The 22,285-nt window shown below is 38.4% G+C and carries 22 protein-coding genes; 13 read left to right on the plus strand and 9 right to left on the minus strand.

From position 1 onward, the window contains the following. The first annotated feature begins 234 nt into the window (after positions 1-234). The 3 genes from NL42_RS10380 (at position 235) to rimI (ending at position 2,794) form a co-directional block, all read left to right on the plus strand. Positions 235-1,116 carry a metal-dependent hydrolase gene (locus NL42_RS10380; RefSeq protein ID WP_461312685.1) on the plus strand — a complete coding sequence of 294 codons (882 nt, stop codon included), beginning with the start codon at positions 235-237 and terminating at the stop codon, positions 1,114-1,116. A 239-nt stretch (positions 1,117-1,355) separates the two neighbouring features. Further along, entirely contained in the window at positions 1,356-2,231 is an 876-nt protein-coding gene (locus tag NL42_RS10385; protein WP_336170756.1) for a metal-dependent hydrolase, read from the plus strand. A 107-nt stretch (positions 2,232-2,338) separates the two neighbouring features. Further along, a complete protein-coding gene (gene rimI / locus NL42_RS10390) occupies positions 2,339-2,794 on the plus strand; it encodes a ribosomal protein S18-alanine N-acetyltransferase (protein WP_461312694.1) in 456 nt (151 codons plus the stop codon). Positions 2,795-2,835: 41 nt separating this feature from the next. On the opposite strand, the gene NL42_RS10395 is transcribed toward rimI, so the two are convergent. Further along, positions 2,836-3,651, minus strand: a complete 816-nt coding sequence (locus NL42_RS10395; RefSeq protein ID WP_461312686.1) for an arginyltransferase — start codon at positions 3,649-3,651, stop codon at positions 2,836-2,838. An 18-nt stretch (positions 3,652-3,669) separates the two neighbouring features. Beyond that, entirely contained in the window at positions 3,670-4,401 is a 732-nt protein-coding gene (gene aat / locus NL42_RS10400; protein WP_005042665.1) for a leucyl/phenylalanyl-tRNA--protein transferase, read from the minus strand. A gap of 108 nt (positions 4,402-4,509) precedes the next feature. Between aat and NL42_RS10405 the strand changes: the two genes are divergently transcribed. Continuing rightward, on the plus strand, positions 4,510-4,809 hold the full coding sequence (locus NL42_RS10405) for a putative quinol monooxygenase (protein WP_461312695.1): 300 nt from the start codon (positions 4,510-4,512) through the stop codon (positions 4,807-4,809). A 55-nt stretch (positions 4,810-4,864) separates the two neighbouring features. On the opposite strand, the gene trxB is transcribed toward NL42_RS10405, so the two are convergent. Then, on the minus strand, positions 4,865-5,815 hold the full coding sequence (gene trxB / locus NL42_RS10410) for a thioredoxin-disulfide reductase (RefSeq protein WP_016139045.1): 951 nt from the start codon (positions 5,813-5,815) through the stop codon (positions 4,865-4,867). A gap of 269 nt (positions 5,816-6,084) precedes the next feature. Here trxB and NL42_RS10415 point away from each other — a divergent pair, with 269 nt between their 5' ends. Both NL42_RS10415 and rhtC read left to right on the plus strand, forming a co-directional pair. Beyond that, positions 6,085-9,132 (plus strand): DNA translocase FtsK, encoded by a 3,048-nt coding sequence (locus tag NL42_RS10415; protein ID WP_461312687.1) that lies wholly within the window; start codon positions 6,085-6,087, stop codon positions 9,130-9,132. A 158-nt stretch (positions 9,133-9,290) separates the two neighbouring features. Further along, positions 9,291-9,911 (plus strand): threonine export protein RhtC, encoded by a 621-nt coding sequence (gene rhtC, locus NL42_RS10420; protein WP_416702650.1) that lies wholly within the window; start codon positions 9,291-9,293, stop codon positions 9,909-9,911. A gap of 41 nt (positions 9,912-9,952) precedes the next feature. On the opposite strand, the gene NL42_RS10425 is transcribed toward rhtC, so the two are convergent. The 6 genes from NL42_RS10425 to NL42_RS10450 all read right to left on the minus strand — a co-directional run bounded on the left by NL42_RS10425 (position 9,953) and on the right by NL42_RS10450 (position 14,317). Next, positions 9,953-10,240, minus strand: coding sequence for a PA4642 family protein (locus NL42_RS10425; protein ID WP_003653274.1), 288 nt, complete (start codon positions 10,238-10,240; stop codon positions 9,953-9,955). An 84-nt stretch (positions 10,241-10,324) separates the two neighbouring features. Beyond that, on the minus strand, positions 10,325-10,597 hold the full coding sequence (minE, locus tag NL42_RS10430) for a cell division topological specificity factor MinE (protein ID WP_003653273.1): 273 nt from the start codon (positions 10,595-10,597) through the stop codon (positions 10,325-10,327). 2 nt (positions 10,598-10,599) lie between these two features. After that, positions 10,600-11,412: a septum site-determining protein MinD gene (gene minD, locus NL42_RS10435; protein ID WP_004641647.1), complete on the minus strand. Its 813-nt coding sequence runs from the start codon at positions 11,410-11,412 to the stop codon at positions 10,600-10,602. A 66-nt stretch (positions 11,413-11,478) separates the two neighbouring features. Beyond that, positions 11,479-12,207, minus strand: coding sequence for a septum site-determining protein MinC (gene minC / locus NL42_RS10440; protein WP_461312688.1), 729 nt, complete (start codon positions 12,205-12,207; stop codon positions 11,479-11,481). 120 nt (positions 12,208-12,327) lie between these two features. Then, entirely contained in the window at positions 12,328-13,374 is a 1,047-nt protein-coding gene (locus NL42_RS10445; protein WP_461312689.1) for a preprotein translocase subunit SecA, read from the minus strand. A 16-nt stretch (positions 13,375-13,390) separates the two neighbouring features. After that, on the minus strand, positions 13,391-14,317 hold the full coding sequence (locus NL42_RS10450; protein ID WP_461312690.1) for an acyltransferase: 927 nt from the start codon (positions 14,315-14,317) through the stop codon (positions 13,391-13,393). 246 nt (positions 14,318-14,563) lie between these two features. Here NL42_RS10450 and NL42_RS10455 point away from each other — a divergent pair, with 246 nt between their 5' ends. From NL42_RS10455 to NL42_RS10485, 7 genes are all read left to right on the plus strand, one after another. Beyond that, positions 14,564-15,217: an OmpA family protein gene (locus NL42_RS10455; protein ID WP_461312691.1), complete on the plus strand. Its 654-nt coding sequence runs from the start codon at positions 14,564-14,566 to the stop codon at positions 15,215-15,217. A gap of 193 nt (positions 15,218-15,410) precedes the next feature. Further along, positions 15,411-17,450 (plus strand): DNA helicase Rep, encoded by a 2,040-nt coding sequence (rep, locus tag NL42_RS10460; RefSeq protein WP_446091548.1) that lies wholly within the window; start codon positions 15,411-15,413, stop codon positions 17,448-17,450. 24 nt (positions 17,451-17,474) lie between these two features. Next, positions 17,475-17,927: a dUTP diphosphatase gene (gene dut / locus NL42_RS10465; protein ID WP_003653255.1), complete on the plus strand. Its 453-nt coding sequence runs from the start codon at positions 17,475-17,477 to the stop codon at positions 17,925-17,927. A gap of 199 nt (positions 17,928-18,126) precedes the next feature. After that, positions 18,127-19,545, plus strand: coding sequence for a phosphomannomutase/phosphoglucomutase (locus tag NL42_RS10470; protein WP_461312692.1), 1,419 nt, complete (start codon positions 18,127-18,129; stop codon positions 19,543-19,545). A gap of 15 nt (positions 19,546-19,560) precedes the next feature. Next, positions 19,561-20,466 (plus strand): acetylglutamate kinase, encoded by a 906-nt coding sequence (argB, locus tag NL42_RS10475; RefSeq protein ID WP_016139035.1) that lies wholly within the window; start codon positions 19,561-19,563, stop codon positions 20,464-20,466. A gap of 122 nt (positions 20,467-20,588) precedes the next feature. Next, a complete protein-coding gene (locus NL42_RS10480) occupies positions 20,589-21,371 on the plus strand; it encodes a GNAT family N-acetyltransferase (RefSeq protein WP_016139034.1) in 783 nt (260 codons plus the stop codon). Between the two features lie 107 nt (positions 21,372-21,478). Further along, positions 21,479-22,285, plus strand: an 807-nt coding sequence (locus tag NL42_RS10485) for a class II glutamine amidotransferase (protein WP_461312693.1), incomplete at its 3' end; no start/stop codon positions are given.

Below are 22,285 nucleotides of genomic sequence, written 5' to 3' on the forward strand. Positions count from 1 at the left end.
GCTGGTGTTGTTGCGAAAGTAACTGCATAATCACTTTCAGTGAAAAAAAGCGCTCTTTTTAGAGCGCTTTTTTTATATTTAATTGTCTAACAATCACTATAAAAGCTGGCCTTAACTGATATTTCAATGTCCTTATTTACACTTAATCCTTTTTATTAAATTTGTATGATAAGAATCAAGAAAACGAACAATAAAGTTTGAGTAACTTGGGTTACTTATTAAGGAGCTTTGGGTATGAATGCTAAAGTGAATATTACTAATCGTGCAGGGGCGAGCTTTCCTGTACGTCGTATGAACTTTGACTTTAATGATGTACCAGAATATTGGATGAATGGTTCTGCTGGACTAACACACTTTATGACAGCATTGTCGGCGTTGTTTCCGGCAGGTGAAAAATTCTTCATAGATAGCGTACGGGCTGTACGTTATCACCCATCTATTAAAGATGATGAAGTATTGCAAAAAGAGATTAGTGCCTTCATTGGGCAAGAAGCAATGCATACTCAAGAGCATGTAAATTTTAATGCCGCTGCTCAAAAGTTTGGTCACGATGTAGACGCGTTAGAGAAGTTTACGGATACGGCCATTCAAACAGCAATTAAAACTTTTGTAAAAATTGTCAAACCTTTTGGTATGACCAAAGACATGGTTGATCTAACGGCTACAACAGCACTTGAACATTTTACCGCTACGATTGCTTCACAGTTATTAATTAATAAGCATATTCAAGAGTTGATGACAGACGAAACCATGTCAACTATGTGGTATTGGCATGCTATCGAAGAAAATGAGCATAAAGCCGTAGCTTTTGACGTGTATGAAGGTGTGTTTGGTAAGGGCGTAAAAGCTTATGCATTACGTACAAGTTCACTAGTATTTGCAATGACTTTGATTTTCTTGATTCAGTCTTCTTTTGTGCTTCGTCTATTAAAGCAAGACAACAAGTTAAATCTAGATGAGCTATCGGTGATTTATAAATACGCATATAGCCCATCGAAAGGTATCATTACTGGTATGGCTAAAGAAATGCTGGCTTACTTTAAGCCTGGTTTTCATCCAAATGATTTAGATACAGTGGGTCTATTGAAAACATGGAAAGCAAAATTAGGTTTGTAAGTTAAATCTATGTTGATTTGAAAGGGCTCATGAGTAGCCCTTTTTTGTTTTAAGTATTATTTGCTAACTATAAATATAAGTAAGTCTATGCACCTTTATGGGGTGATTAATGACCTCATCTGATATTTCTCTGTCCTCATCTGCACTTAATTGGCACATTGAAAGACGTATGATTATAAATATTAAGAAAATAAATAAAGTTATATGTGAATTAGCTATTCACTTAAAAGGAGTCTGAGATGAATGCTAAAGTAAATATTTCAAATCGTGCTGGTGCTAGTTTTCCTGTGCGTCGTATGGACTTTGAGTTTGCTCAGGTCCCGCGCTATTGGGCGAATTATGATGCAGGATTAACTCATTTTATGACCGCATTATCGGCTCTTTTCCCAGAGGGTGAGCAGTTCTTTGTAAATAGCACTCGTGCTGTTCGAAATGATCCAAAGCTTGCAGATCCAGATCTTCAAAAAGAAATAAGTGCTTTTATTGGTCAAGAAGCAATGCATTCGAAAGAGCATTTAGCATTTAATGCCTCTGCTCAGGCTTATGGATATGATGTGCGTCATATGGAAAAGCAAACAGGAAAAGTCATTAATATGGGTACAGCTGTTGTAACCAAATTAATGAAACCTTTTGGCTACACTAAAGAAATGATTGATTTGACTGGAACGTGTGCTCTAGAACATTTTACGTCTACGATTGCAGCTGAACTTTTACAGAATCCTGAAATCCAAGCAATGTTCCAAGATGACACGATGTATCATTTATGGATGTGGCACGCAGTTGAAGAAAATGAACATAAAGCTGTGGCATTTGATGTGTACACAAGTATGTATGGGCAAGGTCCGAAAGCCTATTTCATGCGTTCAACAGCTTTAATCATTGCAATGGCATTAATTTTTGCAACTCAGACACATTTCACTGCTAAGTTATTAAAAACCGATGGAAAATTAACATGGAAAGATACTAAGTACATGCTTAAGTTCATGTATGGTCGTAAAGGTTTTATGACCCGTCAAATTCCAGAGTTACTTGATTTCTTAAGACCAAAATTTCATCCAAATGATTCTGACACTACAGCATTGCTGGCAACTTGGCGTGAAAAATTAGGTCTCTAAAAAAAGAGGGTAAAAAGGGCAATTTAATTGTCCTTTTTTTTACTCGTTTTTTCTTGTGAAGTTTTTATAATACGCATTACTTTAGAACTTTGATTATGCTGGAACCCATGATTCGTATTATGCAAAACACTGATGTAGATATTGTGGTACAAATCGAAAAATCAGTGCAAACACATCCATGGTCAAGACAGCAATTTGTAGAATCTTTGAATTCTTATCAATGTACCGTCATTGAGTCACAAAATAGAGTGGTTGGCTTTTGTATTTTACAACCAGTGTTAGATGAAGCAAATTTATTGCTCATGGCAGTTGATCCTAAAATGCAAGGTCAGGGCTTAGGATATGAATTGTTAAATGCATCAATTGATCAGTTAAAAAATCAGCCAGTACAAATATTTTTAGAAGTTCGTGAAAGTAATAAAGCCGCTATCGGTTTATATGAAAAAACAGGTTTTCACCAAATCGACCTCCGTCGCAATTATTATCCTACCTCAGAAGGAGGGCGGGAACATGCAGTCATTATGGTAAAAACCTGTACCGATGATTTTGCTTCTCTATTCTAAATTTCGATCTGGTTGCTTTTCATAAGAAGGCAAGATCAAAATTATTTAATAATTAAATTGTTCCATTCAGAAGGTAATGTTGTCATAAGCGATGTACCTAACTGTTGAATTTCGTCTGGTGATAAGGATCTGTTTAAACGGCGCCATTGCCCATCAAGTAAAAGTTCTAAAGGGGTGTATTGCGATTTATAATTCATTTTGGCTGAGTGCGGCACCCAGTAGCCTAAATAAAGATATTCTAAACCAAGCGATTTAACATATTCGATTTGGTTGAGAATAGAGTACACACCAAGTGATCTACGATGTTCATCTGGATCAAAGAAAGTATAGACCGCAGATAGTCCATCATCCATAAGATCGCAAGTAGATACACTGATTAAACGGTTATCTTTCCAGAGCTCAAGGAAAAAGCTATCTGTACAACTATGTACTAAAAACTTTTCAAACTGATCTAAGCTGGGTGGAAACATGTCACCATCAGCATGGCGTTCATTAATATAGCGTTCATATAAATCATAATGAATTTGTGCTGCTTGCTGAGTCGGCAAAATAGTCATGGTTAGATCTTGATTTCGTTTCCACGCTTTTTTTTGCATGCCGTTCATTTGGAATTCGGCAACTGGAACACGACAAGACAAACATTGTCTGCATAAGTGGCATTCAGGGCGATAAACGAAGTCACCGCTACGACGAAATCCTAAACGGGAAAGTTCTGAAAGAGTGACCACATCAATCCGATGAATAGGGTCTAAAAACACCATGCGCGCCGATTTATTTTCTAGGTAGCTGCAATCATGAGGTGGAGTAATGTAATACTGCAGATCATTTAAAAGGGACTTCGGGTGATATGATTTCATGATTGGTCCCTCCTGTTATCATTCCATTAATTTTGCATCTAATGCTATTGTTTTACTTGAAAATACACGTTCTTGATACTTTTTCCAATTGATAGAGGGGTGAATAATTACATCTTGTAACGATTTTAAGTAGTCTTGACGAGAAAGTGTACAAGCTCCTAAGCTAATTAAGTGACTATTTACAAGTTGACAGTCTACCCAAGGGAGCTGATTTTCTTGTCCAATCAGCATTAATGTATAAAAAGCCATTTTTGAAACATCTGTCTCATTACTAAACATTGACTCGCCGAAGCATCCTTTACCAATCGTAATGCCGTATAAACCTCCTACAAGTTTGTCTTGCTCCCAAACTTCCACGCTATAACCATAGCCAGCATTAAACATTTCACAGTAGCCCTGAATAATATCTTCGCTAATCCAAGTTTCGTCTGCATAACTTCTTGGTAGAGAACATGAGCGAATAACTTCTTCAAAGGCATGATTTACCGTAATTGCATAGTCATATTTTTTCATGTTTCTAAGCAGTGACTTGCTTGGCTTGTAATTTTGAGGATAGATCACACAACGAGGCTCTGGGCTCCACCAACAAATGGGTTCATCTTCATTGAACCAAGGAAATAATCCATGTGTGTATGCTTCATATAGGGTAGAAGGGGAGAGATCAGCTCCAATACAAATTAAACCATGACCGTCTGGATCGGACTCAATGGGGTCAGGGAAAATGAATTGAGAGAGTGGAAGTTTCTGCATAGAAAATAAAATAAAATGGAATAATTCAAAATTAACGTAACTGAGCTTCATTGACAATTTTTATTGTTCATCTTTAGCATGAATGAATACATGGAAAAGGTTGGCGTAATGCTAAAAATTATTGCAGAAGATTTTATTGATATTAAAAAAATTGATTTTGTTTTACCCCTTTATCAGGAACTCATTGAAAAAACGAGATGTGAAGAAGGATGTGTTGCGTATGATTTATATCATGATATAAAAAATTTAGGACATTTTATTTTTATTGAGGAATGGGTAGATCGAGCTGCTTTAGATCGACATGTTCAGTCTGAGCACTTTCAACGGTTAGTTCCTCAGATTGACCAATACCAGACGAGGTCAGGACGTTTTACACATTTAGACCATTTTGAAAATATGAAGAGATGAACATCATAAAAAAAGACACCCAATCTTTTATTGGATGTCTTTTGCATCGATTGAATTAACCGAGATTATCTAGATATTTTTCAGCATCTAGAGCAGCCATACAGCCTGACCCAGCAGAAGTAATGGCTTGACGATAGATACTGTCAGCGACATCACCAGCAGCAAAAACACCAGCTACAGAAGTCGCTGTTGCATTACCAGAAGTACCGCTTTGTACTTGAATATAGCCATCACGTAAGTTTAATTGACCATCAAACATTCCAGTATTTGGTTTGTGGCCAATTGCAACGAATAGACCATGAACCTCTACGTCTTGCTTAGTATCGTCTTGAGTTGACTTCAGGCGAACACTTGTTACGCCAGTATTGTCACCCAATACTTCTTCAACTTCATGATTCCAGATAATGCTGATTTTGCCTTCTTTTTCTTTGGCAAATAAATGATCTTGCAAAATCTTTTCAGAACGTAAGCTATCACGGCGATGTACTAAGGTTACATGTGCAGCAATATTGGATAAATAAAGCGCTTCTTCAACAGCGGTGTTACCACCACCTACAACCATTACTTTTTGGTTTTTATAGAAGAAACCGTCACATGTTGCACATGCGCTTACGCCTTGTCCCATAAATTTTTGTTCAGATTCTAGGCCAAGGTATTGAGCTGTAGCACCAGTTGCAATAATCAAAGCATCACATGTGTACTCTTCCATATCACCTTTAAGAACAAAAGGACGTACATTTAAGTCCACTTCGTTAATATGGTCATAGACGAGTTCTGTACCAAAGCGTTCAGCATGTGCTTGCATACGATCCATTAATGCAGGACCTGTTAAACCTTCAGGATCGCCCGGCCAGTTGTCAACTTCGGTTGTTGTTGTAAGTTGCCCACCTAGTTGTAAACCTGCAATCAAAGTAGGTTTAAGGTTTGCACGCGCTGCATAGACAGCTGCACTATAGCCCGCAGGACCAGAACCGAGAATAACTAACCGAGAATGACGAACACTCATTGAGGGTATCCTTATTTATTTCGAGAATTTTGAAAATTATACGTGAATTTGCCGATCAATAGCGTTAAATCAATGTGGATAATATTGATCAGGCCAATCGAATTAAGTTATATAACAATGTAGAAGTGCCTCATGTTAACAACAACTGTAAAGAATCATGCACCTTTTTTGTAAGAACAGGTGCATAATATAAAGTTCATTCGTTGAAGATCTAAAATGTAGTTCTTCACATCTCTAAACCAATAATTAAATGGGTTACAGGACAGTATATGACTGCGGTGTCGAGTGTTTATGCACAGCGCTTATTGATGACATTATTCTTGGTTTCTTTTGGCATTTATATGTTTCTGGCGACAGTAACATATACACCATTTGACCCGGGCTGGATGCATATTTCCAGTGATACTCAGCAAGTATCCAATGCGAGTGGTATTGCTGGCGCATGGATTGCAGATTTGCTGTTTGGTTTTTTAGGATGGGCAAGTTTGCTTATTCCAATTTTCCTTTTTATTGAAGCAATTCAGGTGTGGTGGCCACGTAGTTTTTTAAACCGCCCATTTCGTTATGCTGCACAATTCTTTTTAATTTTGGTTGTGTCTAGCCTGCTTTATTTACACTGGAATCTACCAGCAGATACTTTAGATAATGCGGCTGGGGGAATTATTGGTTACGAGTTAGGTCAGAGCCTATCTCAATTGCTAACAATTTACGGCGCGACTTTATTTTTACTGGCTTTCGGAGTGGTCTTGTTTACTCTTGCATTTGGGGTGCAGTGGAGCAAAACATGGGTTACGCTCAAAGCGACACCAAGTTATTTACAAGATTTATTTTATAAAAATGTATCACCGAACGAATCGGATTATGATTTAACGACTCAGCCTGCTAACAAAGCAACGGCAGTTAAAGTTGCAGAAAATGCAGAGACAAATGCTTCAAGTGAGAAAGTGGCTTCAGTTCAATCTGAAAGTACTCAATCACAACCAGCAGCAACACGACATGATGCGGTTGCTGAGCGCCTATTTGCAGATATGCTAGCCAAAGAGCAAAGCCGACCTGAGCCTGTAGCAGATACGCCAGTTGCAAATACTCAAAATTTTGAGCATACGCTTGAGCAAGCCCATAAACTTGAAAAAGATAGTCAACGTTTAGTGGCTACCGGTGAAGTATGGCGTGCCTTACAACGTGATGATGCGAGTCATAAGCAAGAAATTGATGCACTTTTAAGAGCAGCTGACGATTCAACAGAACAAGCTCCTGCTCATGAGCAATTTCAGCAAACTATTTCTCAAGTTCACCAAACTCAGCCTACAGCTAAACAAGATTTACATGGTCTTGACTGGAATGATGATGAGATTTTTGATGAATTGCTTGCTGCGGTTCCAAACAGTAAAACTGCAACAGATGTGCATACACCATTTGTTCAAGATCAGCATGTAGTCGCAGAACCTCCTTCGCAATCCGTGAATATTGCGAAAGAAACTTCTTCACCTTTATCAAATGTAAATCAGTCACCTAAAAATTTAGCAAATGAACAAGTTTTTGAAGACTTTGATGATTTATTAATAGATGAAGATATTGCGCCAGCAGAACCTGTCAGAGCAAGTAGTTATGCTCAGTCTTCAGCATTTGTAAAAGCTCCTATTCAAACGACTATTCAGGCCGATAAACTTTCAAAAGAAGAGTTTATTGAGGCGTGGCAGGAAACTGCTGGGAAACCTCAGGAAAATCCTGATATTGATGAAGACGATTTCGATTTCGATTTAGATGCACCATTAACAGATGCAGCTGGTCGACCAATGTCTCGTGCAATGCAAGTTGCCAAGAAGCGTTTAGATTTACCAACATTACCTGGCCTTGAGCTGCTCGATAATGTTGATCCAAATAAGAAAGTTAACTTCACTGAAGAGCAGCTTTCGCGTTTATCTGAATTACTTGAAATTAAGCTACAAGAATTTAATGTTAAAGCTCAAGTGGTTGAAGCTCAACCAGGGCCAGTAGTCACCCGTTTCGAGTTAGATTTGGCACCGGGTGTTAAAGCATCTAAGGTAACGAATATCTCGCGTGACTTAGCGCGTTCAATGTCGATGGCTTCTGTGCGTGTGGTAGAGGTTATTCCGGGTAAACCATATATTGGTATTGAAGTGCCAAACAGTGCCCGTGAAATGGTACGTTTGATTGAGCTATTGGAAACGCCAACATATCGCGATCCAAGTGCATTAATCAGTATGGCAATGGGTAAAGATATTTCAGGTAATCCAGTATTAACTGATTTAGCGAAAGCACCGCACATGTTGGTTGCTGGTACAACAGGTTCTGGTAAATCCGTTGCGGTAAACTCGATGATTTTATCGATGTTGCTTAAATATACACCTGACCAGTTGCGTTTGATTTTAATCGATCCAAAACAGCTTGAACTTGCAAACTATAATGATATTCCGCATTTGTTAACTCCAGTCGTTACTGACATGAAAGATGCAGTAAGCGCATTAAACTGGTGTGTGAATGAAATGGAACGTCGTTATAAGCTTATGTCGTTCTTAAAAATTCGTAAATTAAGTGACTACAACCGTAAAGTTGAAGAAGCAATTGCGAATGGGGAAGATTTAATTGACCCAACTTGGAAGCCAAGTGACTCTGCAACACAAGAACGTGCACCTCGTCTAACACCGTTACCATCTATTGTGATTGTGGCAGATGAGTTTGCCGATATGATTATGCAGGTCGGTAAAAAAGCAGAGGAAATGATTACGCGTTTAGCGCAAAAATCTCGTGCTGCGGGTATCCATTTATTACTTGCAACTCAACGTCCTTCCGTTGATGTCATTACCGGTTTGATTAAAGCCAATATTCCAACGCGTGTAGCTTTACGCGTAAATAGTAAAATTGACTCGCGTACTATTTTGGATGCAGGCGGTGCAGAAGACTTATTAGGTCATGGTGACATGCTGTTCTTAGGCCCTGGTAAAATCGAACCTGAGCGTGTGCATGGTGCATTCATTAGTGATGATGAAGTAAACCGCATTTGTGATGCTTGGCGTGAACGTGGTGAACCAGATTATGTCGACGAAATCTTGACACCATTTGACGAAGAACCGACTTCACGTGGTTTTGAAGACGGTGAGGGTGGTTCTGACCGTGATGCACTTTATGATCAATGCGTGTCATTTGTTTTAGAAACTCGCAAGGCTTCTACATCATCATTACAGCGCAAATTTAGTCTTGGTTATAACCGTGCTGCCCGTATCATTGATCAAATGGAAGAGAATGGTATTGTGAGCGCAATGGGACCTAACGGTAAGCGGGATATTTTGGTTTAATAGTTCAATCCTATAAAAAAAGCCTCTCTTGAGGCTTTTTTTATAATTCAAATAAAGCGAATCTATTTATAAAATGACTTAAATATTTTAACGTATAGTAAAAAATGTTAATGTATTTTTCCTAAATAAATAACAATGAATTAAATCTGGAGGAAAACATGTTACTCGCTCTGATTACTTTAGCTTTTATCCATTTTTGTGCACTTATTACTCCAGGACCTGATTTTTTTCTTGTATCTCAAACAGCAATTAGTCGATCACGTAAAGACGCTATGTTAGTGGTTGCAGGTATAACAGCAGGTGTTATGTTCTGGGCTTGTTTAGCACTCATGGGATTAAATCTAATTTTTGAGAAAATGGCTTGGTTAAAGCAAGGTTTGCTTATTGCCGGGGGATTATATTTGTGTTGGTTAGGCTATCAGATGTTACGGTCGGCTTTTTCAAAAAATCAGCAAGAAGACAATGTTGCTGTAGAGCTACCAAAAGCACCTTACTTATTTTTTATTAAAGGACTGATAACCAATCTATCAAATCCTAAAGCTGTTATTTATTTTGGTAGTGTTTTCTCTTTATTTTTAGCCAACCCTCAACTTGATCAGGTCCATTGGCTACTCTTTATTATTGTTACAGTTGAAACGATTTTATGGTTCTGCTTTGTGACTTTTATTTTTTCATTACCGAGCTTTAGAGCAGCGTATCGTAATTTTTCAAAATGGATTGATGGTATTTCAGGTGGTATTTTTACTGTGTTTGGTATTTTCCTGATTGGCAATCGATAAGTCTAGATAAGAAAAAAGCCTCTTGAAGAGGCTTTTTATTTTTAAGCAAACTTTGCTAGAACTTCTAAAAATGGTGCCGATTGACGCGGAAATTTAGCAATCACATCATGGATGCGTTGGCCTTCAGGGTCTTTGGCATTAATATCGCGTCCGTCCGCAATAAATTGAGTCAAAAGACGTTCATAGTCTGTTGGACGCATATGTTTGAATGCATGGTAGAGCACATGAAAATCTGCGTTCACACCCGCTGGCGGAAGTTGGTTGAGGTAGGCAAAAACACGCTCATCGGACCATTCTTCATTGAAAGTTGCTGGCTGTGATAATGCCATGACAATCTCCTCAGTTTTAAAAAAGGCAAAATAACTTGCGTTATTTTGCCTTGATTCTGTTTTATTGAATAGTCAGAAATAGAATTATCGTTCTTCAGGTAAATTGATATTCATTTCTAACATTTCGATATTAGCTTCAGAACGAACTTGCATTTGGATATGCTGTTCGCCTACACCGCTGACATAACGACTGACCACCTGCATGATTTCTTTCTTCATTTGATCAATCTTGTCTTGGCTTAAACGGCGGCCTAAACCTTGTTCAGAAGCAACAATAACTTTCAAACGATCTTTTGCAGTTTGAGCACTTGATGGCTTTTCGTCACTGCTAAATAATTTACTCCAGAATCCTGCCATAACTACGCTCCAAATAGTCGTGCTAACCAGCCTTTAGGTTGAGCTGTGATGTGTCGATAAGGACGGTCTTCGCCAAGAAAGCGAGCAACCAAATCATCATAACCCTGACCAGCTTTAGTTTCTGAATACAGAATTACTGGCTTACCTTCGTTTGATGCTTGCAATACACTTGGACATTCTGGAATAACACCTAATGTCGGTACGCGTAAAATATCTTTAGAAATATCATCAATGGTCAGCATTTCCTGACGGTCTGCACGTTCAGGGTTGAAGCGTGTAATACATAAATGTTTACGTATACGTCCTTCGTTTTGTTCAACCTTTTTTGTTTTACTATCTAACATACCAATAATGCGGTCAGAGTCACGTACTGAAGAGATTTCAGGGTTTGTTACAATGATTGCTTCATCTGCATGATACATGGCTAAAATTGCACCACGCTCAATACCCGCAGGTGAGTCACAAATAACATAATCAAACTCTTGAGATAGCTCATCAATAACACGAGCAACACCTTCGTCGCTCAACGCATCTTTATCACGTGTTTGTGAAGCCGGTAAAATATAAAGGTTTTCGATATCTTTATCGCGAATAAGGGCTTGTTGCAGACGTGCTTCGTTGTTAATAACATTGACAAAATCATAAACAACACGACGCTCACAACCCATAATCAAATCAAGGTTACGTAAGCCTACATCAAAATCAATCACAACAGTTTTATGACCACGAAGGGCTAAACCTGTTGCAAAAGATGCGCTCGTTGTAGTTTTACCTACACCACCTTTGCCTGATGTTACGACAACAATTTTGGCCACCGAATCCACTCCTATTATGGTCATTCACCCTTAAAAGGGCTGTTTTTTGGTGATTTACTTAATAAACTAAAGTTCAATCGCTTCAAATTCAAGCTCTTGCTTTTCATTTAAATATATATGTACTGGCTTTTTTACCACATGTTTAGGGATATCATCTGCGACACAATACGTTCCGGCAATGGAAACGAGCTCAGCCTCTAAAGATTGGCAAAAAATGCGTGCAGCTGCGTGCCCGCCCGCACCAGCAATGACTCTACCACGAACTGTGCCATAAATATGTATATTTCCTGATGCAATAACTTCAGAACCACTATTCATGCCAGCTTTTAAAATAATATCGCCGTTATCTTGTACAAGGGATTGGCCTGTACGCAAAATTTCATCATGATAAGAGGTAATATGGGCAACCGCTATCTTGTTTAGTGGTTTTTTTGTTTCTGCTGAAGACGAGGCAGGGGCGGTAGCTGGTTTTTCTACAATCGCTACTTGTTCTGTTGTGGCTTTAATACGCTGTAATGGTTGATCTGCCGATAAAATAGGGAATTGAATAGCGCGAGCTTCATCTCCTAAAATACCGTCGATTACCGCCATAGGCTGTAGACCCAAGCTCACCAGAAGTTGAATTAATGCAATTAATTCTTGCTCAACTGTACTGTCAATAATTACTAAAGTTCCTTGATGGGAACCTTCATTTAATATATTTGATAATTGCTGGCGGATCACATCATGATCATTGGTATCGAAGGTTATCCTGCTAAAGTTAACCATTCTGCCGGTAATCCGGATATCAGCCATAAGTCTTCCTTCAAGGCGTTAAACGAGCTGTAATAGCGCTAAGTTTATTGTAAATAGGGCAAATGCTAGAACAATTTATGCCAATTCTCTAGCAAGATTCATAAAAAATTAAGTAAATGCTTATTCTTTGATTCGATCATGCTCCGCAAGCGTTTGTTGCCATTGTTTGACCTTAACTTGTTTTCGTACAGATTCGAGCGTCTCGAACACGACAGATTCAACCAATTGCTCAAGCTGACGATTATTAATATTTATTTCACTGACTTTTTGAGAAATTAATTGATAGGTAGGATTCGGATTGTTTGGCGATCCTTCAATTAAAGGTTCAATTAAACCTGCACTAATATTCTCACCTAATCTTTGACCAATGCTTTGAATTTGTTGTTCAATGCGACCGCCGACTAAAGGAATTAAGCGTAATAATTGGGTTAGCTCAGGTGTATCTACTATGGCCTGATCTACAATTTTCCCAACGCCTTTTGTAATTGCTGGCTTTTGTTGTTTTAAAGCAGTGGCTAAAGACTCTTGTAATAATGCTGTTAGGGTAGCAGTAAATTGCTCACGATGATGATTAACCAAGTCGTGAATGATCTGTTTATGGCTAGAACTGGTTTGAAGTTCATATCTAATGCCATCAATCACGGTAATAACAACACGGTCAGACAACTCTTCCATCACGACGCGATAGTAAAATAATCCAGTCTTTCGCCAGCTTTCGGGAATAACTTGATATCCCATTTCCTGTAAGCGATAAGCAATAATCCCCGCGCGGAATAAACGTAAAAAACGAAGCTGTGGAATAATCGCTAAAATTTCATACCAGTGAATAAAAGGGAAAAAGAACCAACGTTTATGGTGTTTATTGATAATCGCAATGCTCCAACGAACAAGCAGCTCAACAATTAAAAAACCAATAAACCATGCTTCTGATGTGATTACCCATGGATGTAGTGAATTATGGTAAAAGCTCAGTATTTGGGGCAAATGAATGTGTTCAAAGAACCATGCCCCAATACTGCTCATTAAAAAGAAATTTATAGCAAGACAGAACAGGTTAAAAATAATAATAAACACCATAAAGATGTCATAGATCAAAAACAGCTTAAACGAAAGACTGTTTGGATCTACCTGATGATATTTCGTTTTTTTCCCAGCGCTGTTTTGCATAATAACGGATGCTTTCTTAAATATTTGTAGAGGTATATTGAGATTTCATTTGCTCAATAAGTTGATCTTTGTCGGTCCAGATTTCATGGACCCATTGTTGGAAACGTTCACGGTAAACCGCATCATCTTCATAGTTTCCACCAAGAACCCAGTCTGGGATTTCAATTTTACGCAAATTTACCGCAATTTTTGAAACATCGCCTAACCAGAAATCACTATATCCAGGTACGCCATTTGGATAGACAATCGTCATATCAACCAAGGCATCAATTTTGTCACCTAAAATATTCAAGGCAAGTGCTAAACCACCCGCTTTAGGTTTAAGCAAATGTTTATATGGTGATTTTTGCTGGTCATGTTTTTCTTGAGTAAAGCGAGTACCTTCTAAATAATTCAATAATGTAAAGGGCTGACTTAAAAGTTGCTCGCAGGCTTTACGTGCTTCCATCATGTCACGGTCTTTAAGTTCAGGATTCTTCGCAACCTGTTCTTTGCTGTGACGCTTCATCATTGGAAAGCCTAAAATTTTAAAAGCTTGGCCAACGAAAGGAATAAAGATGAGTTCCCATTTGGTAAAAAAGCGGGTGAGTGGCATACGGGTTAAACCAAAATATTGATTTACCGTTGTATCAACCCAACTTTGATGGTTACACGTCATGAGATAACGACCTTGCATATTGAGGTCAAGTCCCTCATCAATCGTAATATCCCATTTTAGATTTGGTAAAACATGGTCAATTAACCAATTATTTACGCCTAACCAGCTATTTGTAATTTGAATATTGGTTTCATCTACTTTTGATGATTTTTTTAAAAGCTTGGTCAGGCCTAGTGCAAGGACAGGTGGACCATGAAAAAACGTACTTCCTGTAATGACTGTACCTACAGTGAGTCCACGTGTAATTTTTTTTAGCGCAGATTGCTTATTGGGTGCAGTTGACATATGAATGACCCCGAATGTCTAAAATCCATAGAAAAGTTGTTCAACTATAACTGTCATAATATGAAATACAACGATATCTTAGACAACAATGAAGAAATTGTGATGAGGTTGCATCTTAAAGTGCATCAAAATATTACAAAAAAGTAACTAAAGTGTTTATTATTAACAAAATATCAATGTTTTATACTTCCTTTTTGTTTCATTATTCATTCAGACAACAAAACACACAAAGTGAGGAGGCATGCAATGCGTGCATTAGTTATTTCGACAGTGGTAGGGGCAGCAGTAGTATTATCTGGTTGTCAAACAACTGGTAATAATCTTGGTGGCGTTGAATACGATAAAGCCGCATTAGGTACTTTAATTGGCGCAGCAGCTGGTTACGGTATTTCTAAATCAAGTGCAAACTCTAGCCGTCAAAACAACCGTGCTGCAGCAATTGGTGCAGTTCTTGGTGGCGCTAGTGGTTTATACCTTGACCAAAAAGAGAAAAAATTACGTCAACAAATGGCGGGTACTGGTGTAGACGTTAACCGTAATCCAGACGGTTCTGTTCAATTAGTTATGCCTGGTAGCATTACTTTTGATACAAACAAATCAAACATCAAGCCAAACTTCTACTCAACTTTAAACAAAGTTGCTCAAACTTTGGCTGAAGATAACAAGAGTGCAATTCTTGTAACAGGTTATACTGATAACACTGGTAATGATTCAATTAACATTCCATTATCACAAGCACGCGCTCAATCAGTACGTAGTTATTTAGCTAGCCAAGGCGTATCTGCTAGCCGTATCGACGCGCAAGGTTTTGGTTCATCTAACCCGATCGCAGATAACTCAACTGCGTCTGGCCGTGAACAAAACCGTCGTGTAGAAATCAGCATTTATGCTAAACAATAAGATTTAGTTTATTGTTTCAAAAACCACCTTCGGGTGGTTTTTTTATGGGTGCAGTACAAAAAATAATCACGACATTCTGCGGCGCATAAATTGCATTATTAGACATCATTTATACATATCCGTAGATTTACTATTGGGTTTCTAAAACAGAGATGACTATAATCATGCTCGAAAAATTAAGAGGTAATACACGATGTCATCTGCCAGTCAATTGAACAACAAGCAAGAAGAAGCCATGAAATATACTCAAGGCCCTTTATTGGTGCTTGCTGGTGCTGGTTCAGGCAAAACATCGGTAATTACTCGTAAGATTGCTTATTTGGTGCAGCAATGCCGTATTCCGGCGCATCGTATCACTGCGATGACTTTTACAAACAAAGCTGCACGTGAAATGAAAGAGCGTGTGTCCAAGCTTTTATCACGTGAAGAATCAAAAGGTTTATCAGTCTCTACTTTCCATACTTTTGGTTTAAACCTTTTACGTTTAGAACTTAAAAATTTACCTTTAAAAGCTAATTTTTCGATTTTGGATGCAGACGACTGTAAACGTATTTTGATGGATTTGATGCATCGTGATAATTTGTCGGGCGCAGAAAGCAAAGAATTAATTGCTAAGGCAATGAAGAAAATTTCAGATTGGAAAAATGATCTGATCGTGCCAGAGCAAGCACATTCAACATGTGAAACACCTGAAGATGTACAGTTTGCTCATCTTTACCAGCTTTATGAACGTAATTTACGTGCCTACAATGCAGTCGATTTTGATGACTTAATTGTGATGCCAACACGCTTATTGCAAGAAAATGCAGAAGTACGTGATAAATGGCAAAACCGTGTTCGCTATTTATTGGTCGATGAATATCAGGATACCAACACGGCTCAGTATATTTTAGTCAAACTTTTAGTTGGGGTAATGGGGCAGTTTACAGCGGTAGGTGACGATGACCAGTCGATCTACGCATGGCGTGGAGCTAAGCCTGAAAATATGGCTTTGCTGAAACAGGATTTCCCAAATTTACATATTATTAAACTTGAACAGAACTATCGTTCAACCAGCCGTATTTTAAAAGCCGCGAACTGTGTCATTCAAAATAACCCACATATTTTTGATAAGAAATTGTGGAGTGATAAAGGACATGGTGAAGTCATCAGAATTATTACGTGTCGTAATGATGATGATGAAGCAGAGCGCGTGGTAAAAGACCTACTTACTCATAAGTTAATGAACGGTAAAAACTGGAAAGATTATGCAGTTTTATATCGTGGGAACTTTCAGGCTCGTGTATTAGAAACACAGCTTCGCCAAATGCAAATCCCTTATAAACTCTCTGGTGGTACTTCGTTCTTCGCCCGTGCAGAAATTAAAGACGTGATGAGTTATTTACGTCTTATTATTAATCCAGAAGATGACAGTGCTTTCTTACGTATTATTAATACCCCTAAACGTGCGATTGGGCCAGTTACTCTTGAGAAGTTAGGATTATTCTCACAAGAAAATAATTTGTCTTTACTTGGTGCTTCTGCTGACCAACGTTTAAGCATGGTGCTTCCTAAAAAAGCAGAAACTCAACTTCATGAGTTTGCTGACTTTATCGCGACATTTACGCGTGAATTGTTAGAAGATGATGAACCTGTGCCTAAAGTTCGTCAAATGATGAACGAAGCTGGCTACATGGATTACGTTCGTGAACAATCTGCAACACCTGCACAAGAGAAAAGTAAGCTTGATAATATCGAGAACTTATTTAACAGTATTCAAAACCTCATTAACCGTGCAGAAGACGTTGATGAAAAAAATATTGAAAGTGTCATTCGAAAACTGGTTCTACTTGACCTGTTAGAACAGCAGCAGGAAGAAGAAGATACGGACAAAGTTAACCTTCTTACTCTGCATGCTGCAAAAGGTTTGGAATTCCCATATGTTTATATTATGGGACTGGAAGAAGAACTATTGCCGCATAAAAACTCGATTGCAGCTGAAACCATTGAGGAAGAGCGTCGTCTCATGTACGTGGGAATTACCCGTGCACGCCAAGGCTTAACGTTAACACTGGCGGAACAGCGCAAAAATGGTGGACAGATGAAACAGATGACGCCTAGCCGTTTCCTTGATGAACTTCCTCAAGATGAGCTCGAGTGGTTAGGGCGTAAAAAGAAAATTGCGGCTAATGTTGATCCTAAAGAACAGGCTCAACAATATCTGGCAAATTTAAAAGCTTTATTAAAGCGTTAATTTTTTTAATTTTTAGGAAATCCCATGAAAGTTCAAGTGAAATTGCTCGATCCGCGTTTAGGTAAAGAATGGCCTTTACCTTCATATGCAACAGCAGGTTCAGCGGGTTTAGATTTACGTGCCTGCGTCGATGAAGCAATTGATATTGAACCAGGACAAACCGTTTTAGTTAAAACAGGTATGGCAATTTATATTCACGATGTAAATTTTGCTGGTTTAATTTTACCGCGTTCAGGTTTAGGTCATAAGCACGGTATCGTGCTTGGTAACTTAGTTGGTTTGATTGATTCAGATTATCAAGGTGAATTGATGGTTTCTGTTTGGAACCGTGGTCAAACCACATTCCGTTTAGAACCAGGCGAGCGTTTGGCACAGTATGTTTTAGTGCCCGTCGTACAAGCTGAATTTGAGCAAGTAGAAGAATTTGAAGAAACTTTACGTGGTGCTGGTGGCTTTGGTCACACAGGTAAACAATAAGTTTTTCTAAAATATTAACGAAAATCAAACGCCTGTTGATCAGGCGTTTCTTTTTACATCTTGAATGTTACAATGGATTATATTACAACACGCTTTACTCATATTCTTTTAACTTTTTTAGCAAACAAACCTTTCAAAAATTTTGAATAATCTATGTTTTTGCGATAGATCGGATTGATCTTTAAATAGAAGATACGCTATGAATGTAAGACACTCATTTCCAAAAAGTATTTTTCGTGCTTACGATATTAGAGGCAAACTTTCTTACTTAACCGCGGACGTTGTCCGTTCGATTGCCTACGGATTGGCACAACAATACAAACAAGCAAAACAAACTCAATTAGTGGTTGGCTATGATGCCCGTCTCACAAGTCCAGCCTATGCACACTTAATTGAAGAAATTTTAATAGAACAAGGTTTAAATGTGACCAACATTGGTTGTTGTTCATCGCCAATGATGTATTACATTGCAAGAGATTTTGGTGGCAATGGCATTATGGTGACCGCAAGCCATAATCCAAAATCTGATAATGGTATTAAGTGGATTTTAAAAGGTGAACCGCCGTCTCCTGAAATGATTCAGCAGGTGGGTGACGAAGCTCAAAATTATGTACCAACTCATTCCATTTCTGTACTTGAGCTAACCCAACCTCAATTTAAAGCTGAGTTTTGTCAGAAATATCAGCAAGCCATGTTTAAAGATATTCAATTAAAACGGCCTTTAAAAGTTATTTTAGATGGTTTACATGGCTCTGCTGGCCACTGCTCAAAATTAATATTGGAAAAAATGGGCTGTGAAGTGATTGCTTTACGGGCTAATCCAAATGGAGAGTTTCCAGATCATGCACCAGACCCTTCGCACGCAGCTCACTTAACTCATTTGCGTAAAGCAGTGGTTGAGCAGCAGGCCGATATTGGCATTGCTCTGGATGGTGATGGAGACCGTGTTGTTTTAGTGGATGAAAAAGCCCAGATATTGACTGCGGACCGTTTGTTGTCACTTTTTGCGCAAATGTGCTTAGAACAACACCCCGAGCAAGAAATTGTTTTTGATGTGAAATGTTCACGTATGGTTCAAAAAACAGTCGAACAACTCGGCGGAAAAGCAAAAATGATCCGTACTGGAAGTAGTTTCTTACGCGCTTATTTATCTCAGTCAAATGGACGCGCTATTTTTGGTGGAGAATATGCAGGCCACTACGTTTTTAATGATGGGCGTGGTTTTGGCTACGACGATGGCTTATATGCTGCATTACGCGTAATGGAATATTTTACCCAATCTAGTTCAACAACAATTTCCGAATTGTTTGCCCCTTATCCAGAAAGATGTTGTACAGAAGATACTTATATTGGTACATATCAGTCCGATCCGAAGTATGTATTACAAGATATTGAAATTTTAAGTCAGCGTTTAGGTGCCCGCATCAGTAAAATCGATGGTGTACGTCTTGATTTTGATGATGGTTTTGGCATTATTCGAGCATCAAATACTGGTGAATATTTTACAGTAAGATTTGATGCGGATAATCCTTTACGATTAAAGGAAATCCAGCAAAAATTTGTAGATATGTTGCAAGAACACTATCCACAAATTGCACAAGAACTTTCAGAGGCCTAAGTAAGGAGAGGCGTAATGCCCCAACATCAGCATATCGGTGTCGACAAAGCAAAAATCTTGATTGAAGCTTTGCCGTATATTCAACGCTTTACTGGTAAAACGCTGGTGGTGAAATACGGTGGCAACGCGATGACTGATCCGGAGCTCGAAAGTTCATTTGCCCGAGACATTGTTTTACTTAAAACTGTCGGGTTAAATCCGATTGTTGTTCACGGTGGTGGACCACAAGTAGACTCATTTTTAAAGCAGTTAGGCCGCGAGTCTGATCGTATTGACGGTATGCGTGTAACTGATGCTGCAACCATGGAAGTGGTTGAAATGGTATTAGGTGGTAGCGTAAATAAATCAATTGTTAACCTGATTAATAAACATGGTGGCCGTGCAATTGGTTTAACAGGTAAAGATGGTAATTTACTTCGTGCCCGTAAATTACTTATGGAAAAGCAAGAAGAAGACGGTTCTATCAAACATATCGACTTGGGTATGGTTGGTGAAGTGACTGGCGTTAAAACAGATGTATTGGAAATGTTCACTCAAAGTGACTTTATTCCGGTTATTGCGCCATTAGGCGTAGATGAAGAAGGCAATACTTATAATATTAATGCTGATTTAGTTGCAGGTAAGGTTGCAGAAGCACTAGGCGCTGAAAAGTTAATTTTGCTTACCAATATTACTGGTGTGCTTGATGAAAATAAAAATCTGTTAACTGGGCTTACTACGCAAGAAGTTGATCGCCTTATTGAAACAGGTGTGATCTATGGCGGTATGATTCCTAAAGTAGGTTGTGCACTTGATGCTGTGAAAGGTGGTGTTGTGAGTGCGCATATTGTTGATGGTCGCGTACCACATGCAACATTGCTAGAAATCTTCACTGATCATGGTGTTGGAACGCTCATTTCTAATCGCAGCAAAACTGCTTAAGAAATCCGTTCTTCTTAAGAAAAAGATCACCCTAGGTGGTCTTTTTTTATACCATTTTAATTTGGTCATTTTTTTGTCATGAGCTTTGACTAGTGTATGGGATGTCACTAGGAGCGTTCATTATGCTGGAAAAACTTAATCAATATCGCCAAACCTGGACTTTACCTTTAAATCGTCATAAAGCAATAAATCAGACACAATTTCGTTTTGAATGGGTTGATAATTTAAAAGAATTACAAGATGTACAGCGATTCCGTGCACAACAATTTAGCCAACAATTTGGAATTCATTTTGAAGATAATTTAGACCAAGACATTTATGATTTTGGTTGTGAGCACGCAGTCTTACGTGAAAAGTGGACTGGAGAAATTGTCGCGTATACTCGCCTAAAATTATTTCAAGGTCATGAGATCGCACAAAGCTACAGCGCACATGAGTTTGATATTGTTCCTCAGTTATCGCACCTTCCTAATGTGTTAGAAATAGGGCGTACCTGTGTGCACCCACGCTTTCGTAATGGTAAGGCTCTTTCAATGCTTTGGATGAATCTTGCACCTAAAGTGTTGTGGTCAATGCGTGCTAAATATTTGATGGGCTGTGTCAGTATTCATCTACAAGATAATTTAGCTAGAGCGTACTACACGCATCGCCAGATTCAGCAATTATCTGAAAGCAAAACAATTGATATTCGTTCGAAAAAAATCTACGAACCTGAATATCCTGAATTTAGCTTTCCACAAGATGAGCGTATGCCGAAACTCTTCCAAATGTATTTGAGCATGCAATCAAAATTATCGAAACAGGCTTTTTTTGATGAAGAGTTTAACTGTCTAGATTATTTTGTATTTCTGGAAGTGAATAAAGTGGCGACTTCATTTGTCATGAATAAAATGGGTCAACGTTAATCATATGTCCTATTTTCTAATAGCCAGCACATATTGAGATTTGCAAGCAATTTTACTCTCATGCACAATAGAGCAGATGGGGTAATTAGAAGTAGTTTAAAAGCAATATGTGCCAGCTATTAGGAATGAATTGTGCAACACCAACGGATATCACTTTTTCTTTCCGTGGTTTTTCACAGCGTGCAGGAATTACCTCAGACCATAGTGATGGATTTGGTATCGCATTTTTCGAAGATAAAGCTTGTCGACTATTTGTCGATAACCAGTCGGCAGTTGAATCTCCAATTGCTGATCTTATCCGTAATTATCCAATTAAATCACGTAATGTGATCGCGCATATCCGTAAAGCGACTCAAGGCAAAATTACTTTAGAAAATTCTCATCCCTTTATTCGAGAGCTGTGGGGGCGTCAGTGGATTTTTGCCCATAATGGTGATTTACATGACTTTGATCCACCACTGAGTGGACGTTTTACACCTGTAGGTAATACAGACAGTGAACGCGCATTTTGTTATTTGCTCGATCAACTTGTTGAAGCTTTTGGCTATGAAGAACCAAGCCTTGAACAGATATTTGAAGTATTAGAAAAAATTTCGCCACAAATTGCTGAGTACGGTACATTTAATTATTGCTTATCGAATGGCAAGGCATTATTTAGTTATGCGATTACTAAATTACATTGGTTAGTTCGAGAATATCCATTTAATCAGGCTCATTTAATTGATTTAGATGTTGAAGTTGATTTTAGTCAGGTAACAACCCCTGAAGATCGTGTAGCAGTAATAACAACTGAGCCTTTAACACATAATGAAAATTGGACAGCTTATCTACCTGGTGAAATGATTTTATTTCAACATGGTCAGCCGATTAAAAAAGCAATGACTCATGTGGAAAGATTAAAGCGCGAGCAGGAA

Source organism: Acinetobacter sp. GN11 (genome assembly GCF_054823985.1).

Excerpts from the sequence above, each read along its gene's own strand:
- NL42_RS10380 (WP_461312685.1), top strand. The coding sequence starts at position 235 with ATGAATGCTAAAGTGAATATTACTAATCGTGCAGGGGCGAGCTTTCCT.
- NL42_RS10385 (WP_336170756.1), top strand. The coding sequence starts at position 1,356 with ATGAATGCTAAAGTAAATATTTCAAATCGTGCTGGTGCTAGTTTTCCT.
- rimI (WP_461312694.1), top strand. The coding sequence starts at position 2,339 with ATGATTCGTATTATGCAAAACACTGATGTAGATATTGTGGTACAAATC.
- NL42_RS10395 (WP_461312686.1), bottom strand. The coding sequence starts at position 3,651 with ATGAAATCATATCACCCGAAGTCCCTTTTAAATGATCTGCAGTATTAC.
- aat (WP_005042665.1), bottom strand. The coding sequence starts at position 4,401 with ATGCAGAAACTTCCACTCTCTCAATTCATTTTCCCTGACCCCATTGAG.
- NL42_RS10405 (WP_461312695.1), top strand. The coding sequence starts at position 4,510 with ATGCTAAAAATTATTGCAGAAGATTTTATTGATATTAAAAAAATTGAT.
- trxB (WP_016139045.1), bottom strand. The coding sequence starts at position 5,815 with ATGAGTGTTCGTCATTCTCGGTTAGTTATTCTCGGTTCTGGTCCTGCG.
- NL42_RS10415 (WP_461312687.1), top strand. The coding sequence starts at position 6,085 with ATGACTGCGGTGTCGAGTGTTTATGCACAGCGCTTATTGATGACATTA.
- rhtC (WP_416702650.1), top strand. The coding sequence starts at position 9,291 with ATGTTACTCGCTCTGATTACTTTAGCTTTTATCCATTTTTGTGCACTT.
- NL42_RS10425 (WP_003653274.1), bottom strand. The coding sequence starts at position 10,240 with ATGGCATTATCACAGCCAGCAACTTTCAATGAAGAATGGTCCGATGAG.
- minE (WP_003653273.1), bottom strand. The coding sequence starts at position 10,597 with ATGGCAGGATTCTGGAGTAAATTATTTAGCAGTGACGAAAAGCCATCA.
- minC (WP_461312688.1), bottom strand. The coding sequence starts at position 12,207 with ATGGCTGATATCCGGATTACCGGCAGAATGGTTAACTTTAGCAGGATA.
- NL42_RS10445 (WP_461312689.1), bottom strand. The coding sequence starts at position 13,374 with ATGCAAAACAGCGCTGGGAAAAAAACGAAATATCATCAGGTAGATCCA.
- NL42_RS10450 (WP_461312690.1), bottom strand. The coding sequence starts at position 14,317 with ATGTCAACTGCACCCAATAAGCAATCTGCGCTAAAAAAAATTACACGT.
- NL42_RS10455 (WP_461312691.1), top strand. The coding sequence starts at position 14,564 with ATGCGTGCATTAGTTATTTCGACAGTGGTAGGGGCAGCAGTAGTATTA.
- rep (WP_446091548.1), top strand. The coding sequence starts at position 15,411 with ATGTCATCTGCCAGTCAATTGAACAACAAGCAAGAAGAAGCCATGAAA.
- dut (WP_003653255.1), top strand. The coding sequence starts at position 17,475 with ATGAAAGTTCAAGTGAAATTGCTCGATCCGCGTTTAGGTAAAGAATGG.
- NL42_RS10470 (WP_461312692.1), top strand. The coding sequence starts at position 18,127 with ATGAATGTAAGACACTCATTTCCAAAAAGTATTTTTCGTGCTTACGAT.
- argB (WP_016139035.1), top strand. The coding sequence starts at position 19,561 with ATGCCCCAACATCAGCATATCGGTGTCGACAAAGCAAAAATCTTGATT.
- NL42_RS10480 (WP_016139034.1), top strand. The coding sequence starts at position 20,589 with ATGCTGGAAAAACTTAATCAATATCGCCAAACCTGGACTTTACCTTTA.